14 protein-coding genes are annotated in these 16,078 nt (G+C 45.1%); 6 read left to right on the plus strand and 8 right to left on the minus strand.

The features are described 5' to 3' along the window. The first annotated feature begins 593 nt into the window (after positions 1–593). A complete protein-coding gene (locus tag ACYX4N_RS02125; protein WP_476055452.1) occupies positions 594–2,219 on the plus strand; it encodes a glucan biosynthesis protein G in 1,626 nt (541 codons plus the stop codon). Next, complete coding sequence (mdoH, locus tag ACYX4N_RS02130) at positions 2,200–4,200, plus strand: glucans biosynthesis glucosyltransferase MdoH (protein ID WP_476055453.1); 2,001 nt, start codon at positions 2,200–2,202, stop codon at positions 4,198–4,200. Before ACYX4N_RS02125 ends, mdoH begins: the two co-directional genes overlap by 20 nt. Before the next feature lie 109 nt (positions 4,201–4,309). Here mdoH and ACYX4N_RS02135 read toward each other — a convergent pair whose 3' ends face one another. The 3 genes from ACYX4N_RS02135 to nudE all read right to left on the minus strand — a co-directional run bounded on the left by ACYX4N_RS02135 (position 4,310) and on the right by nudE (position 6,434). Beyond that, complete coding sequence (locus ACYX4N_RS02135) at positions 4,310–4,894, minus strand: YceI family protein (RefSeq protein WP_476055454.1); 585 nt, start codon at positions 4,892–4,894, stop codon at positions 4,310–4,312. A gap of 127 nt (positions 4,895–5,021) precedes the next feature. Further along, a complete protein-coding gene (cysQ, locus tag ACYX4N_RS02140) occupies positions 5,022–5,867 on the minus strand; it encodes a 3'(2'),5'-bisphosphate nucleotidase CysQ (RefSeq protein ID WP_014951323.1) in 846 nt (281 codons plus the stop codon). Positions 5,868–5,870: 3 nt separating this feature from the next. Continuing rightward, a complete protein-coding gene (gene nudE, locus ACYX4N_RS02145; RefSeq protein WP_476055455.1) occupies positions 5,871–6,434 on the minus strand; it encodes an ADP compounds hydrolase NudE in 564 nt (187 codons plus the stop codon). A 71-nt stretch (positions 6,435–6,505) separates the two neighbouring features. Between nudE and yrfG the strand changes: the two genes are divergently transcribed. The 4 genes from yrfG (at position 6,506) to ACYX4N_RS02165 (ending at position 10,787) form a co-directional block, all read left to right on the plus strand. Beyond that, on the plus strand, positions 6,506–7,219 hold the full coding sequence (gene yrfG, locus ACYX4N_RS02150; protein ID WP_474803576.1) for a GMP/IMP nucleotidase: 714 nt from the start codon (positions 6,506–6,508) through the stop codon (positions 7,217–7,219). Between the two features lie 7 nt (positions 7,220–7,226). Then, complete coding sequence (gene yjjX, locus ACYX4N_RS02155) at positions 7,227–7,778, plus strand: inosine/xanthosine triphosphatase (protein WP_474856690.1); 552 nt, start codon at positions 7,227–7,229, stop codon at positions 7,776–7,778. Positions 7,779–8,060: 282 nt separating this feature from the next. Continuing rightward, complete coding sequence (locus tag ACYX4N_RS02160; protein WP_476055456.1) at positions 8,061–9,449, plus strand: NAD-dependent succinate-semialdehyde dehydrogenase; 1,389 nt, start codon at positions 8,061–8,063, stop codon at positions 9,447–9,449. A 210-nt stretch (positions 9,450–9,659) separates the two neighbouring features. Further along, positions 9,660–10,787: an MBL fold metallo-hydrolase gene (locus ACYX4N_RS02165; protein ID WP_476055457.1), complete on the plus strand. Its 1,128-nt coding sequence runs from the start codon at positions 9,660–9,662 to the stop codon at positions 10,785–10,787. A gap of 290 nt (positions 10,788–11,077) precedes the next feature. On the opposite strand, the gene ACYX4N_RS02170 is transcribed toward ACYX4N_RS02165, so the two are convergent. From ACYX4N_RS02170 to gspK, 5 genes are all read right to left on the minus strand, one after another. After that, positions 11,078–12,511 carry a YdgA family protein gene (locus tag ACYX4N_RS02170; protein WP_476055458.1) on the minus strand — a complete coding sequence of 478 codons (1,434 nt, stop codon included), beginning with the start codon at positions 12,509–12,511 and terminating at the stop codon, positions 11,078–11,080. Between the two features lie 86 nt (positions 12,512–12,597). Next, complete coding sequence (locus ACYX4N_RS02175) at positions 12,598–13,353, minus strand: type II secretion system protein N (RefSeq protein ID WP_476055459.1); 756 nt, start codon at positions 13,351–13,353, stop codon at positions 12,598–12,600. Then, positions 13,350–13,829: a type II secretion system protein GspM gene (gene gspM / locus ACYX4N_RS02180; RefSeq protein ID WP_476055460.1), complete on the minus strand. Its 480-nt coding sequence runs from the start codon at positions 13,827–13,829 to the stop codon at positions 13,350–13,352. Before gspM ends, ACYX4N_RS02175 begins: the two co-directional genes overlap by 4 nt. Further along, the gene (gspL, locus tag ACYX4N_RS02185; RefSeq protein ID WP_476055461.1) at positions 13,826–15,025 is read right to left on the minus strand and encodes a type II secretion system protein GspL; all 1,200 of its coding nucleotides are present in this window, start codon (positions 15,023–15,025) and stop codon (positions 13,826–13,828) included. Before gspL ends, gspM begins: the two co-directional genes overlap by 4 nt. Beyond that, on the minus strand, positions 15,025–16,047 hold the full coding sequence (gene gspK, locus ACYX4N_RS02190; protein ID WP_476055462.1) for a type II secretion system minor pseudopilin GspK: 1,023 nt from the start codon (positions 16,045–16,047) through the stop codon (positions 15,025–15,027). Before gspK ends, gspL begins: the two co-directional genes overlap by 1 nt. Positions 16,048–16,078 lie beyond the last annotated feature (31 nt).

Below are 16,078 nucleotides of genomic sequence, written 5' to 3' on the forward strand. Positions count from 1 at the left end.
ATTTATCAACATGGCGGTGTGCAAAGCGTCTGCCAACTGCGAAAAAAACTCAGCTGAAATTCAAATTGGAGGTATCCATCTATCTAATAAATATAGAGAAATTAAAAAATAAGAAGAAGCGTTATATGAATACCTAAGCTGCTAATGTCTGGGTGGAGTTTAAAAAGTAAACATATTGGCATGGGGAACTGTCTCTAAAAAACAACAGATAAACTTTTGTCTAAATCATCGGACAAATTTACAACAAGGAAATTGCCCACTAACTTCAATGTCGATGCTTTTAAGTGACTGTAAATAAATGTAAATATAATAAATTAGCCCGTCTTTTTAGTGTTGGAACAGCTTTTGCTGAAGTACCTGTGTGTTATCCAGCATTCACTTTTGCCAACAGGCACGGAATTCGGTTTTTTTCGCGATACCAGTGAATAAGGAAAGGAATAGAGCGCCTTTCTTGAATGGTTTCAATGAATACTTTTTCTCATCATCGCTTTTAAAGCAGCAGATACTCTGTTGCTAGCTATACATAGCTAAGCGATAAAGTTAAGAGATTGACGAGCATCTGGATAACCATTGTTTTCATAAGGAGAGGACAAATGGCTAAGCCAGTTTCAATTTTCGGAAAAGATTTACAAACTAATGCGATTCAGCATCGAAAGCTGTCTCGCATTCTTTTGGCGATGACCAGCGTTATTGCCCTATTTGCATTTCACCAAGCAGGCGCTGTCGAGGTTAATGACAACAATCAGCCTCTAAAAGCATCACCCGTTCTTCAATCTATAATTGATGCTGCTCGCAAATCAGCAACAGAAAGCTATGAACAAGACGATCACGGATTAAACAGCAAGTTAAAAGAGATTGATTACACCACTTATCGTTCTATTCGCTTTAAGCCTGAGCAAAGTCTTTGGCACGGCGAGAACGACTACGAACTTCAGTTTTTTCATCCGGGTTTTTTATATGAGTACCCCGTTACCATTCACACTATTGGCGAAAGCAACAAGCCTGAGCGCTTAGCGTTTAACAGCGATATGTTTAACTACGACGGGTCTGCGTCGGGGTTAGCTGGGTTAACGGATGAAAAGTCAGGGTTTGCAGGCTTTCGTGTTCACTACCCTATAAAAAACGAAGAGTACAAAGATGAATTTGCTGTATTCCTCGGTGCTTCATATTTTCGTTTGGTAGGTAAAAATCAAGTTTATGGTATTTCAGCACGCGGTTTGGCAATTGATACCGCGTTAGCGAAAGGTGAAGAGTTCCCTCATTTCACAGAGTTCTGGGTTATCGAGCCTGGTGAAGGCAAGCCAATTACTATTTATGCTCGCTTAGAAAGTCCTTCTGTTGCAGGTGCGTATAAATTTGTTATCCAGCCTGATATCGATACCAGCGTAAAGGTAGAAAGCTGGTTATTTGCTCGCGACGACGTGAATAAGTTAGGCATTGCGCCATTTACCAGTATGTTTTTGTATGGCGAAAACACAGAGAAGCGCCATGACGACTATCGCCCAGAAGTGCACGACAGCGACGGTGTGCTAATGGTAACTCATGCGGGTGAAGAGATTTGGCGTCCACTGACTAACCCAGCACGCCTTCAAGTAACGTCACTTAGCGATACAAATCCAAAAGGCTTTGGCATGCTTCAACGCGACGGTGAGTGGGGTAACTACCTTGATGCTGAGGCCAACTATCATATACGTCCTGGGCTATGGGTTACCCCAGAAGCCGGCTTTGAGAAAGGCCGTTTAGAAGTCGTAGAAATACCAACTAAGTCTGAAATTCATGACAATATCGTGGCTTTCTGGACACCTGAAAAGCCATTTAAATCCGGTGAGTCCCTGTACTTCTCTTACGACCTTAAGACGGTAGAGCAAAGCCCTTTTGTAAGCGAATTAGCGTCTGTTGTGCGTACCCGTCAGGGAAAGGCCGTGTTACCAGGCGATGAATTTAAAGATGATAGCTTGAACACTACCCGCCAGTTCAATGTGGACTTCAGTGCTCCTTCTGCCATTTCTTTTAACAATGAAACTATGAAGCTTGTTGTGCAGGGCACCAACGGAACGATTTCCCAACAGCGCCTTTATCCTGTAGCCGACGGCCAAGAGTGGCGCGCTTCCTTTTTTGTTAAGCCGAAAGAAAAGCAAACGGTAGATATGCGCGCTTACATTGAAAAAGACGGAAAGCGTGTTAGCGAGGTTTGGAATTATGTCTACCAGCCAAAATAATCGTCCTCAAACATCAGTATCGAACGAGGCTAAAGCCGTGCCTCAGATTAAACGTGACAGCACTGCACGTGCTTCACACTTCATCTTAAAAGGAGAGCATATGCGTTTGTTTATCATGGCAATGCTAGTGATTCCAAGCACGGCATTGGCCGGTTGGAGCTTATACGAGATATTTTTACCGAACGGCCTTACGAATCTAGAAATTGCGCAGTTAGGCTTGGGTTTGACTCTATTTGCTTGGCTGTGCATGGCGTTTTGGACGGGTATCATTGGTTTCTTTTTACAGCTTTTCAATATAGATCCACTGAGCTTACGCAGAAACCAAGTAAAGCCAGATGCTTCGTCGCCGTTAAAGCAAAAACACGCCGTAGTCATGCCGGTTTATAACGAAGATACCCGCCGTATTATGGTGGGGTTCGAAGCCTGTATTCGCGAGTTAATGGAAAGCGAAAACAGTTCGAATTTCGATTTTTATATGCTCAGCGACACCCGTGACATGGAAAAAGCGGATGCTGAGCTACGCGCTTTTACTCGATTGAAAAAGCGTTTGGGAGCATTCTCTAGCCAAGTGTTTTACCGCCGTCGCGAGCAAAACCTGCACAGAAAAGTGGGTAACCTTAAAGAGTTTTGCGAACGCTGGGGTGCAAATTACGAGTCGATGATTGTATTAGATGCCGATAGCGTAATGACCGGAGAGCGTATGCAGGACCTGGCCCGCCGTATTGAGCAAAACCCTGATACGGCCTTAGTGCAGACTATTCCTATGCCAGTACGTCAAAACACCTTTTTTGGTCGTTTCGTGCAGTTTGCCGCTCATCTTTACAGCCCAATGTTGGCAACAGGCTTATCGTTTTGGCAAACGGACAGTGCAAACTACTGGGGGCACAATGCCATTATTCGTATTGCCCCTTTCATGCAGCATTGCGGTCTACCCACACTTGAAGGTCGTGCACCTTTTGGTGGCGAAATATTAAGCCACGACTTTGTTGAAGCTGCGCTTTTGCGCCGTGCCGGTTGGCAGGCTTACCTACTTACCGACACAACAGGTAGTTATGAAGAAGTGCCAAGTAACATTGTAGACTACGCCATTCGCGACCGTCGCTGGGTACAGGGCAACATACAGCATTTAGGGCTTTTGAAGGTGAAAGGTCTTAAAATGGCGAACCGTCTGCACTTCTTATTTGGTGCGTTTGCGTACATTTCTTCGCTAATACTGTTTTGTATGTTGGCACTAGGTACCGCAGATGCATTAATTCGCGCCACGTCAGTGCCAGAGTTCTTCGTATCTGAGTATCAGCTTTTCCCCAGTTGGCAGGTAGCACGCCAAGACATGATGATGGTAACCATGTGGGGTACCGCCGCCTTACTATTCTTACCTAAGCTTTTAGGTATTACCTTGGCTTTGATGAAACGTCGCGAAGAGTTTGGTGGGGCGTGGTCTTTACTAAAAGGCGCGGCAATTGAATTAGCCATGGCTGTGCTAATTGCGCCGCTGATGATGTTCTACCACAGCTATTTTGTGATCAGTGTTTTTATAGGCCACTCAGTTAAATGGGAAGCGCAAGAGCGCGAAGGGCGAAAAGTGCCGTGGAAAGTTGCAATTAAACACACGCAAATTATGAGCTGCTTAGCGGTAGCGTGGGGCGTCACTACCTTTTATTTCACCCCGTCGTTATTTATGTGGCTGCTACCTGTATTAATTGGCATGGTGTTGGCTGCACCGGTTATCCGCTTAACAAGCAGTGATATACTAGGCATAGCGATGCGCAAGTGGGGCGTGTTTGTCATTGATCAGGAAGTAAATGAATGTAAAGCACTTAAGCGTTTACGTGTTGCGATGGGATATTTCACTGTCTCTCAATATAAGGCAGAAGTACCTGCCCTTCCTGAGAACGTGTGGCAAGGTATGCCAGAGCAAGCGTTAAGTCAAAAGCCATTACCTATGCGTTATAGACTTCCTAACAGGCTACATCAGTCTTAGAAACAAGCCCTTAAAACAAAAAAACCGCACGTTTTCGTGCGGTTTTTTTATGCTTTGATTTATTACCACTGCCTAACTCTTATCGATAGACCCTAGCAATAGCTGTATTCTATTGCGTAAAGGTAACGGAAAACGTCACTGGGACTGTTGTCGTTATACTCTTTAGCCCTGCAATTTTTTGTAGCGCAGCTACGCCTTCAGCAAGGCCGAAAGATTCTGCTTTAATAAGGGTCGGAGCAGTAGTAGATACAGTTAGCGTATCGTCGTCTACTTTACTCGCCTTAACCGCAAATGATGTAGGAACGGCTTTTCCATGTAACATCAAAATGCCATCTACTTTCCCGTTAACAACTTGACCCGCTTTCAGGCTCATCATCGACTCAGGTAAATCGGCCTCAAACTTAGCTTGTGCATATTTGCTCACATTAAAAAGCATCTCTTGCATTCGCTGATTGCGAATATCAATGGCTGTATTAACTGACGATAAGTCTACCGCCACAGAGAGCTTGCCGCTATCAGACAAGGTACCGTCAAAGCTATCAAACTTATGTACTTCAGTGACTTGTGCATTCTTAGTTGATAAGAAATGCAGCGCACTTGTCTCGCCGTCTATTGACCAGTCGGCTGCGGCAGGGAATGCTAGCCCACATGCGAGCAATGCTGCAGATAACGTGCGAATACGTGTAGTCATCATAGGTTACTCCTTTTACTTTTTGGTTCCATCTGGCTTGATTTAACCAATACCAGAGTAATGTGGCCCAGCAACATTACTACGCTATTATACGTAGGTTTATTGCACTGCGCTAAAGAAATAATACGCGCTAGTGCTGATGTGGGTTTACAAAGTCATCATACTGGACTACGTCTTGCCATGGCACCCTTTGATCGCCCATTACTACAAAATCTGGGTTTTCCAGCGAATGACGCTGATTATACGTAAGCGGCTCGAAGTTGGCCGCGGCGATACTCCCGCCAGCTTCAGAAACAATGCATTGAGATGCGCCGGTGTCCCATTCACCTGTGATACCAATGCGCATAAACACATCAGCTTTGCCTTCGGCAATAAAGCACGCTTTCAGTGAGCAACTGCCCAGTGGAAGGGTTTGGTATACGCGCTTAGCGCACATTCTGCTAAGTACTTTCTCTCTTGACTGGCGACGGCTAATTGCAATCATCACCACGCTATTTTTAGGGTCGTCTAGCTTGCGTACGCTTATTGGGTGATCGCCATCAGGTGATGACTTAAACGCCCCTTTGCCTTTTTGCGCATAATACAGCGATTGTCCTGGAGGCCAGAAAATAACGCCGATAGTTGGCTCATTATTCTCTATTAGCGCAATGTTTACTGCGAAATCACCGCTTCTAGCAATGAATTCTTGGGTTCCGTCGATGGGATCGATTAACCAGTATCGAGGCCAATGCTTTCGCTCTTCTAGACTTGCGTGTTTGTTTTCCTCTGAGAGGATTGGGATATCAGGTGTCGCGGCTTGTAAGCGCTTGTTGATGATATCGTTTGCCAAATAATCTGCGCTGGTAACGGGAGACTCATCGTCTTTTTGATAAGCGTCAAACTCCCCTTTATCGTATACTTCTAATACGGCTTCACCGGCTTCGATGGCAATTTCTTTCGCTAGTTCTAGTAGGTCGGCATGGGCGTCGTCGGGCATTGTTTATTGTTCCTTAAACCACTTTTGAGCTAAAAACAGCGCGGCTATACAGCGTGCTTCTACAAAGTCTTCTCGTGCAAGTAAAGCATCTGCTTCATCTAAAGGCCAGTGAATCACCTCAAGAGGCTCGGGTTCATCGCCTTCAAGCTGTTTAGGATACAAGTCGCGGGCCAAAACGATGGTCATATTTGCATTGAAAAACGTAGGGGCCATGCTGACCTTATGGAGCTCTATAAGATCGTTCGCTGCATAGCCAGCCTCTTCTTGTAGCTCGCGATTAGCTGCCTCGATAGCTGTTTCGCCTGGGTCTATTAAGCCTTTAGGAAAACCTAGTTGATACGAATGTGTACCGGCTGCATATTCACGAATCAACACCATGGTATTTTCATCAAGCATGGGCACTATCATTACAGCACCCCGGTTTCCGCCCGCCATCCGCTCGAATTCACGGGTAGCACCGTTCGAAAACTCAAGGTCTAAGCGTTCTACCCTAAAGAGTTTGCTTTGCGCAACGATTTCACGAGAATGAATGTGTGGTAACGGTTTGTTCGGATCGATTTTTGGCATGTCTCTCGCTACAACTTTGTTATCATACTTGTATACAATTTCTTAGCTTACTTCATTATAAGGAAAATCGCTTGCCCTTTCTGCCCTGGAATGAAATAGAAACTGTACTGCTAGATATGGACGGTACTTTGTTAGACCTTCATTACGACAACCAGTTCTGGCTGCACCATTTACCAAAACGGTTAGCTCAAATAAAAGGTATTTCTGAGGCCGAGAGTCAAAAGGAAATGAGCGCGCGTTATGAGTCAGTATTTGGGCAAATTCAGTGGTACTGTTTAGACTACTGGGCTGAAACTCTAGCACTGGACCTAGAAAATGAGTTTATGCCGCTGAAACGAGAGTTGGCGCACTTGCTAGCCCTTCGCGACGATACCATTCCCTTCCTTGATGCACTTCATGACTCAGGTAGGCAGGTAGTGTTAGTAACCAATGCGCATCCAAACAGTCTGGCGCTTAAAATAGAGCATACCCAACTTGATGCGCATATCGACAACCTTATTTCTACCCATGAATTTGGCGTTACCAAAGAGTCTCAGCTTTTGTGGGAGCGGCTACAAAAGAGAGTGCAATTTGATAATAGCCGTACCTTATTTGTCGATGACTCACTGCCTATTTTGAAAGCGGCACAGACGTACGGTATTAAACATTTACTTGCTGTAGATAACCCTGATAGTACCTTGCCAAATCGCAATATTAGCGAATTTCCAGCAGTACGTGATTACCGTTTAATGCTAGAAGATATTAAACGCAGCCCAGTGGGTGATGTTGCAAAAGAACGTTTTTAAAGGACAAATGCAAATGGTATCTGACACAATTTTTGTAGGGTCGCTGAATCCGGTAAAAATAAATGCTGCGCTCAATACACTCTCTGACACACTAGAGCACGACTTTGACGCCCAGGGCATGGCTGTGCCAAGCGGCGTGCCCGAACAGCCAATGAACGAGGATGAAACGCGCCTAGGTGCTATTAATCGCGTGAAGGCCATGCTGGCTCATCATCAAGGCGGTTTAACAGATGCATGGTATGTGGCAATTGAAGGTGGTGTAGATGTATTTGAAGATGGCCCTGCAACCTTTGCGTATGTGGCGATTTACCATGAAGGCCACTGGTCGGTAACACGAAGTGCGAGTCTGCCCCTTCCTGTGAGCGTATATCAGGCGCTACAGCGTGGCGAAGAGCTTGGACCGGTTATGGATAAACTCTTTGATACGGTAAATATAAAGCAAAAAGGCGGCGCTATAGGGTTACTAACTTTAAATCATGCTTCGCGTCAAAGTGTTTACGAAGTTGCGCTGACCCTTGCTATGGCGAAGTTTCATTTTCCAGACTTATATACCGACTAGTCAGGTTAAGTTTCCTTTCACTAAATTAGCCATTACCAAACGCAGCATATCGGCCCTCGAACAAAAGTAATCCCCTTGAGGGCTGCCTACTTTTTCCTGAAGTGTTCGCTCTGAAATCTTTACTACGATAGGTAATCTTTTCTAATTCCAGTTTTATTCTCAGACTCCATCTTTGCTGTGGATTTTGTCTATACTCCTGATTTTATTGAGGAAAAAGTTTTTTTTGCAATTTGGCTTTCTAGTTGCACTTTCACTTTAACAAACGGATTAAGGAGAGTGACAATGAGTGAGACAATTAATACCTACAACCCTGCTACAGGTGAAAAGATCGATCATTATCATTTGATGTCAGCTGAAGAAGCTGAACAGGCGGTAACACGTTCTCAAGAAGCCTATTTGAACTGGCGCCGTACGTCATTTGAAACTCGAGCAGATTTATTTAACAACCTTGCCGATTTAATGGAAGAGCGCATTGACGACCTTGCCAGCCTAATGACCCGCGAAATGGGAAAAGTGACGGCGCAGGGTAAGCAAGAAGTGCAGCTGTGTGCTCAAATTTGTCGATATACCGCGGAGCATGGCGCATCATTTTTAGAAGACGAGCACCGTATTTTTGAAGGTGGTCGTGCGATCATTACTTACCAGCCTATTGGCGTTATTCTGGGTATACAGCCTTGGAATTTCCCTCTTTATCAGGTTATTCGCTACAGCGTATCAAACATCATGGCAGGTAATACGACAGTACTCAAACACGCTAAAAACGTGTTTGGTATGGCACAAGCCATTCAGCAGATGTACGAAGATGCTGGCTTCCCGAAAAACGTATATCAGTCGTTATTAATTGATGGCGGTACGGCAAGTGACCTAATCAAGCACAAATACGTACGCGGTGTTACTTTTACCGGTAGTGATGAGGTAGGTAAGCAAGTTGCGAAAGAAGCCGCGAGTTTGTCGAAGAAAACCGTAATGGAGCTTGGTAGTAACGATGCTTTCTTAGTACTTGAAGATGCTGATATCGACCAAGCAGTAGAAATGTGTATTCAAGGTCGTGTTATCAATAACGGTGAAACGTGCGTAGCGGCTAAACGCTTCGTTATCGTGGATAGCGTTTATGACGAGTTTAGAGACAAGTTCGTAGCACAGTGTAAGAAGCTTAAAGTGGGTGACCCAACGGATGAAAACACTGATCTTGGCCCTATGGCCAGAGAAGACTTGCGAGATGAACTTCATGAGCAAGTGAAAAAGTCAGTGGAAGCTGGGGCGAAACTCACTCTTGGTGGTGAAATTCCAGACTCTAATGGCTACTTTTACCCAGTAACTGTGCTTGAAGACGTATCATCTGGTATGCCGGCTTATGATGATGAACTGTTTGGCCCTGTTGCGTCGTTAATTCGTGCCCGTGATGATAAACAGGCGATGGAAGTTGCAAATGACTCGCGCTACGGCTTAGGCGGCGGCATCTTTAGTACTGATACGGATAAAGCTGTTGCCCTAGCGAAAGACGAATTTGACACCGGCATGGTAAACATTAACGGGTATTCTTTAGCGCAGCCGAACCTACCCTTTGGCGGTGTAAAAGACAGTGGTTATGGCCGTGAGCACGGTGGTTATGGTATGCGTGAATTCGTAAATATCAAAACCATTATGGTAGCGGAGAACGCTGCGGAGTGATCATTAGTTAAGTAAAGCCATTAGCTAATTAATATAATGAGTTAAAAAATGGGGTACGTCATACGTGCCCCATTTTTGTATGTCTACGGCCCTACTTTCAACCTTTCTTCGCTATCACAGAGCTTTCATTGAATGATTTTTCACCCATGTTCGGTCTTTTCCTTTGATATAAATGTATAAATTCTTATGAAGCGATATAGGATGATGGCGATGAAGGTCTTACAAAGACAGATAAGCGGTATAGGATTAAGTGCTGACATTAAGTACAACAAGAGGTCCATTAAGCGCGCGAAGCAAAGCGGTAAGGCGTGCAAAGGCTCGCTAAGTATACTAGCCGCTACTGCTGTTCTGGCGTTTTCTTCTGGGGCGCAGGCATCGTCAAGTGAGTTATTTCATGCTTCACCGCAATCTGATATTTCACCTCATTCATCGTCTCAACAAACAAATAGTGCAAAAAGCGAGAGTGAAGGCGACACCTCTATGGCTTGCGGTAATGTCTCCGTGCAGGTACTAGGGTCGGGTGGGCCTGAATTGGATGATGGAAGAACCTCTAGCGCTTATTTGGTCTGGGTAAAAAATAAAGCTCGTGTGTTGATAGATGCTGGCAGCGGCAGCAGTGTTCAGTTCGGCGCCGCTGGCGCGTCATTTGAATCACTTGATGTGATTCTACTTTCCCACTTACACACCGACCATTCCGCGGATTTACCCAGCTTCGTAAAAGGTGGCTATTTCACCAATCGCGAAAAAGACTTATGGGTTATGGGACCAGACGGCAACCAAACTATGCCCTCTACTAACGCCTATGTGTCATCGTTAATTGGCGAGGAAGGCGCGTTTAAATATCTATCTTCTTACACTATCGAAGGTCAAGACGATTACACAATATCGGCGAAAAGCGTTGCAAACGCCACACTAGAGAAACCCTTTGAATACGCGGTGAGTAGTGAAATTAGTGTTCAAGCTATGTCGGTAAATCACGGGCCTATACCCACTCTTGCGTGGAAGGTTAAGGCTAACGGGTGTGAAGCGGTATTTTCTGGCGATACTAACGATAAAGAAGGAAATCTAGCGCGCTTTGCTAAAAACGCCGACCTTTTAGTGCTGCACAATGCGATTGACGATAACGCGGGGCGCGTTGCGAAGAACCTGCATATGACACCAACACAAATCATTGATATTGCCGAGCAGTCTAAAGCAAAACGCATTGTGCTGTCTCATATTATGAAGCGCAGCGAATCGGGCTTAGATGCGCTTACCGAGGCTATTACAGTTGTAGCCGAAGGACGTGTCTACGCTGCTCAAGAATTGATGAATATTAAGCTGCTTGATGAAAACTAGCCGCAGTCTCAAGTAGAAAACTTAGCTACGGTAGCCTGTAACAAGGGGCTTGGTTTTTATGGGTTTTGGATGTTTAAAGCTGAGTAGAATGGGGCGACTTAAAAAAAATGCAGAGCGTTTAAGCTCTGCATTTTTAATTTGGGCATGTTTAATTCAGACTAAGTCAGTCAATACTTAGTGCAAATAGAGAATTGTGTTAACCGCACTTTCAACCGTACTTTTCACCGTACTCTTAACCGTACTCTTAACCGTACTTTGCTTTTCGGGTATTTAAAATACTGTTCTACTTGTTACTGAGGTGCAAAAGGCAGTGGAATAGGCGTGCCGTTAACGCTAGCTTTACCGTCTTTAAGCTCCAGTTTTGTCTCGTAACCCTTCTCGGTTTCTTTTATCAAGCCTTGCTGAGCAAAGGTGCTTAACATCATTGGTGTTTGCTGCTCTACTGCGGCTTCGAGTTCTTCTGCTGACATGTTTTGCGCTTGTGGTGTTGCCATCAATTGACCCATCATATAGCCAGACGCTACGCTCTGTGCAAAGGCCTTATCAGCAACTATTTGTGCATCAGCCATGAGGTGTGTTACCCAATAAGCCACATCTTCCATGGTACCCGGTAGCGCATCAATGCCTACTAGCTTAGTATTCGCATGGGCACTAAACGAGCCTTCAGGTAACGTCGCTTTCAGCGTCGTAATGTTAAGTTCGGGTTCGGCTTTCAGCTGTGGAAGTAAGTTAGCTTCGACAAACTCCATCATTTTAGCGGGTACTTCTTCAGAAGGGATCATTAAAGATGTGTTGCTAAAGTCTTGATAAGCCTCGATGAAGTCTACGTCTAAGTTGTTTAGGGCAACGCCTAACACCATATCAGAGGCTTCAAGTTCTGGCCCCACGACCTTATCAATGGCGTATTCTACGTACACATTGGCGGTGTTGTTATCTTTATCAATGTTAGTGTCTGTAATCAGTGCAATATTCTCTAGCTGCACCGTAGCGCCCGCTTCAAGGCCGGATACTTCCATGGTTTCGATAAGCGCTTCAATTTTAGTTTCAAACAATTCGCCCTTGAAAGCTTCCATCATGCTGCCGTCATAGGCTACATCCATAGATAAATTAGCCATTTTCATCGAAAACTCATCGGCGTTAATACTTAGCGACTCGCCCGAGGACGTATATAAGGTTTGCCCTCCATCAGGCTTCGCTTCACCCGTATAGCCTGAAAACAGTAGGGTAAAGCCTTCTTCCTCATTAGTTGCGCTAAGGGCCGGAATGACATCTTCATAGCTTAGGCTGCCAAATAGACCAACCACGCCTTCATTATAATAGATGGACTGTTGCGCATCCCATTGAACGTATTCTCTTAATTCATCGCCATCAATCGACACTGTATAATGAACGCGCCCTAATCCAACGCCGTCACCAAAGTACACAGGACCGTGATGCGCAACCAAAGTAGCGGTAATGTTAGGGTTTTCGTCTAAAGGCATTTCTGCTGCATCGACATTTTGCGCATTGAAAAGTGCTTGAAAGTCTATAGCAAGTTTGATTTCCGCTTTTGTTGAGAACCAGCCTTTGTCGTACGAAAGGACTTCGGCTGAATATACAGCCTGTTCGTTAAATCCGTTTACGGCAGCGTTAACATTATCTTCAACGCTAGAACCGATAAAATAAGGGGCAATACCAAGCGCAACTAAAGTCACGCCAGCGCCAGCTAAAAGAGGTTTGTTCATTGTACAATCCTTTGTTGAGTGTGTTTCCTAGTGGCCCTGGTATAAAAACCAGGGCGCATTTTGTGATATTAATTGGGTTTAGTACGTTAAAGCTTTATTGGGATATACCCACTACTATTAGGCGCACCAAACAAGCGAGCCGCTTGGTGTACTTCGTTGGGCAAGCTATCGTCGGGTTTAAATTTACCGCTAACGCGGATATTTTTCATGTTGGTAGGAATAACCGCGTCGATAGATAAGCTCAACAAGTTAGGCTCGCTTACCATGATGCCAATGTCTTTCCCTTCGCAACGAAGTTTAGCTGAGTAAGTACCGAAATCAATGGGTCCTTGAGTTCCCGCAACCGTCGCGTTTAACCAGTCTCCTGTACCATCTAGCGACTCACACGCTGGACCAAAGGTTAGATCGTTTAACGAGACTTTAAAGCGTCCGCCTGCATTTACCGGTAAGGGTAGGCGAACTTGTGCAAGTACTCTATCTACAGGCAGATACAGCGTAAAGTTCTCGGTATTAATTGTATCTTGGCTGAAAAGCCCTGTAGTAACAGGCCCTTCAAACGCGATGTCGTTTTTATCGCGAATATTACCGGCTTTAAGATCTAGCTTAACTTTACCCAATAACATATGAAGTGGGCTAAGTTCCCACTTCAGGTTATTAACAGGCAAGCCGTTAACCACTAGGGTCTGTGCTTTACCAGAAAATAAGGTGCCACTTACTCCGCTTACAGAAACATTATTCGGTAGTGTTATACGACCAATAACCTGCACTGCGGGCATATAAGCAATAGCAAACAATAGGAAGGCAAGAATTCCGCCTATGATCCAACTAACTTTCGACTTCATGCTTTACCTAACTGTAGTCGGCGAATTTTGATATAGCCCGGCGCATCTGCTTCAGCTATATCGGCTTGAAGAATAACTACGCCCATGTTTTCCATGGCTTTAAGCCATTCCAGAACCGCATTAAATGGCGCTTGGTCTACCCATACCTGCAGTTCATCACCTTGAGGCTGCATACGGGAAATAGCAATATCATGTTGGGCAGTGGTTCGGTTCACCGCTTGCGGTAACGACCCTGAAAACACCCGTTTGTTGCCCGAACTACGACGTAACTGCTGAGCGCGTGCACCGCTGTCTTTTACCCAAACCAAAAGCGACTGCTGGTTATCAAGTAATTGCTTTTGTTTGTCTAGCGCAGCATTAAGTGGCGACCAAACTGCAAAATAAAACAGTGCTATCACTACCATCACTGCAGAAATTAGCACTAATTTTTGTTCCCGTTCAGTGAGGGCTTTGTATTTTTCTAAAAGCGCGTTCACAACGTACTCCTTACTGAAACTGTACCCACAACGCCATTGTCACGATTATTGATAGCACCCTGTTCAACCACAAAACCGGCGTTTTCAGCGCTGCGTTTAAACTGCTCTAAGGCTTCAAAGTTTTTACCCTGCGCCTGAATACGAATTTCTGTGCGGGTAGCGTCAAAGCGCAATGTTTGTGGCTTAACGTCGGTGGCTGAAAAAGCTGGTGCAAGCTGATCTAACATAATAAGCATGGAAGCATCCCCACCGCCCTGCTCTAACTTGGCAAGCTCGCTTTGTAGCTTTAACCGTACGTTGCGATAGGTACCAATGTTGGGAAAGCCGGCTTTAACTGCGCTACTTATTTCACTGCTAAGTGCTTGGTTTTGCGACTTTAGCTGATAAAGAGTAACGCCTTTATCTACTAAGCTGGTACACAGTGCAAGTACAGCGAGTACAGCGGCTACACGCCACTGACTTAGCACTCCGCTGCGCTTACGTTTAATCTTGTACTCACCCTGGCACAAGTTAAAGCTGCTTTGCATGGCTTCTTTAGCCAATACTTGCATGGGCAACTCAAGTGGGGCCTGCGCTTCTTCAATATTCGGTAAACTGCCTAAATCGATACCAGCGTAGTTCGTAATGGTCACAGGCGCTTCTTGCTGCGCAGTAAAATGCACTAATGTAGGAAGCAACCAAGTTTGTTCACCTTGAACCCCTTTAAATTCGTCTTGGCGAACCAGTAGCTGCTCACCTAAGGTCAGTACCGACCAGCCGTTTTCGGTTACTGGAACAGCGAGTACATCAGGAATAATAGTGTCGCAGAATAACCCTGCTTCGCTTAGCCAAGCTTGCCACTGCTCCATTTTTTCATGGCTAACCACAGCGACAGCTTGGTTGTCGCCGCGCTTAGGGCCAATGGCGAAAAACTGCTGGCTAATGTCGGTAGCCAATTCGTCTTCTAGCATAAATGGAATGGCTGAGATAATTTTACGCCCTGCTTTAGGCGGTAGTTCTACCCATTTAAGCAGTATCTCGCTGCTTGGTGCTAGAGCGATAACGCTTCGCTGACCAGCGCGTTCGGTAAGCGTAGATAAGTCTTCTGCACTAGGTAGTTCGCCAGAAGCAATGATCTCGTCTTCAGATTTTGAATAAACGAGCCAGCTTATCGGGTCGGTGTAGTTGGCGCCTAAACGCACCAATAATTGTTCCATTAATAGGTTCCCCCAAACTCGCGATTCACAATGCTAACGCCACTGTCGGCGCTTGCATGAAACACGGTGGAAAGCTTAAAGGTTGCTTTGTTGTATTGTGTTTTTGTATGCAACATAAAATATTCAGTTTTAACCGTAAACCAATCTTGTCGAGAGCTTGTTAAATTAAGCGCTTGAACAGAGGGCTCGCTTAAAAAGTCATTGATTTCGTCCCATCCGTTTTGCGGACGGCTGCTGAGTAAACTCGCAGCTTGCTGAATATCAAGCCCCGTTAGGCCTGCTAGTAATGGTGCATCTTCCTCTTCTAACGTATTAACGTTTATTTTCAATTCACTGTAATCTGGGATCACGCAAACCAAAGGCATTAAATCGTCTAGCCATGCTGGTGATACTCCGTTAATAATACGCAATTCACTTTTTGATGCCAGTGGTCCGTTGGCTGCAAGATATGGAAACTCTCTTGACTCATACTCGCTGTCTTCTGCGCCATAAGGGCGCATGCTGTCATCTTCATCAACCCAGTCTGCTAAGCTGTCGCGCAGTGTATCGGCGGTAAAGTTGTCTAACCCATCTACGTTTAGTGATAGCAACATGGTGTGAAAAGCTTCCATTGCTTCGGTAGTATTACTTGAGGCGCTACTCGATGCACTATTTGCGTTATTCGAAGCACTACCCGACGCTATTGCGTTAAGATTAAAGCAAGCTTGAAGGTCTTCCAAATTAGCCGTTAAGCCGCCGTTTTCTAACGGATAGCTAAATTCTTGTGCCCAAGGTTGGTCAATAGAAATAGTATCTGGGCTTTCCTCTATCAGCGACTGAATTGACTTACGTGCAAAAGCTTCGGCGCCCATGGCGTACCAATAAGCCTGATTATTGTCTTTTAAATTCATGGTGCGCTGCACTTGTAGCTGTAATCGCGTGCCCATTTCTGTAGCTAGCACGGCCACTAGTGCCACAATCATAAGCACAATCATTAACGCCACACCCTTTTGGTTAGCTGGTGGGCTAGACAGCTGGGGCATACACGTCTCAGCCTTGGCGCGCGTATGGTTT

Source organism: Alteromonas sp. ABH4_452, from assembly GCF_056311825.1.

What these genes read in the sequence shown, in the direction of transcription:
- ACYX4N_RS02125 (WP_476055452.1), top strand. Translation starts at nt 594, where the DNA reads ATGGCTAAGCCAGTTTCAATTTTCGGAAAAGATTTACAAACTAATGCG.
- mdoH (WP_476055453.1), top strand. Translation starts at nt 2,200, where the DNA reads ATGTCTACCAGCCAAAATAATCGTCCTCAAACATCAGTATCGAACGAG.
- ACYX4N_RS02135 (WP_476055454.1), bottom strand. Translation starts at nt 4,894, where the DNA reads ATGATGACTACACGTATTCGCACGTTATCTGCAGCATTGCTCGCATGT.
- cysQ (WP_014951323.1), bottom strand. Translation starts at nt 5,867, where the DNA reads ATGCCCGACGACGCCCATGCCGACCTACTAGAACTAGCGAAAGAAATT.
- nudE (WP_476055455.1), bottom strand. Translation starts at nt 6,434, where the DNA reads ATGCCAAAAATCGATCCGAACAAACCGTTACCACACATTCATTCTCGT.
- yjjX (WP_474856690.1), top strand. Translation starts at nt 7,227, where the DNA reads ATGCAAATGGTATCTGACACAATTTTTGTAGGGTCGCTGAATCCGGTA.
- ACYX4N_RS02160 (WP_476055456.1), top strand. Translation starts at nt 8,061, where the DNA reads ATGAGTGAGACAATTAATACCTACAACCCTGCTACAGGTGAAAAGATC.
- ACYX4N_RS02165 (WP_476055457.1), top strand. Translation starts at nt 9,660, where the DNA reads ATGAAGGTCTTACAAAGACAGATAAGCGGTATAGGATTAAGTGCTGAC.
- ACYX4N_RS02170 (WP_476055458.1), bottom strand. Translation starts at nt 12,511, where the DNA reads ATGAACAAACCTCTTTTAGCTGGCGCTGGCGTGACTTTAGTTGCGCTT.
- ACYX4N_RS02175 (WP_476055459.1), bottom strand. Translation starts at nt 13,353, where the DNA reads ATGAAGTCGAAAGTTAGTTGGATCATAGGCGGAATTCTTGCCTTCCTA.
- gspL (WP_476055461.1), bottom strand. Translation starts at nt 15,025, where the DNA reads ATGGAACAATTATTGGTGCGTTTAGGCGCCAACTACACCGACCCGATA.
- gspK (WP_476055462.1), bottom strand. Translation starts at nt 16,047, where the DNA reads ATGCCCCAGCTGTCTAGCCCACCAGCTAACCAAAAGGGTGTGGCGTTA.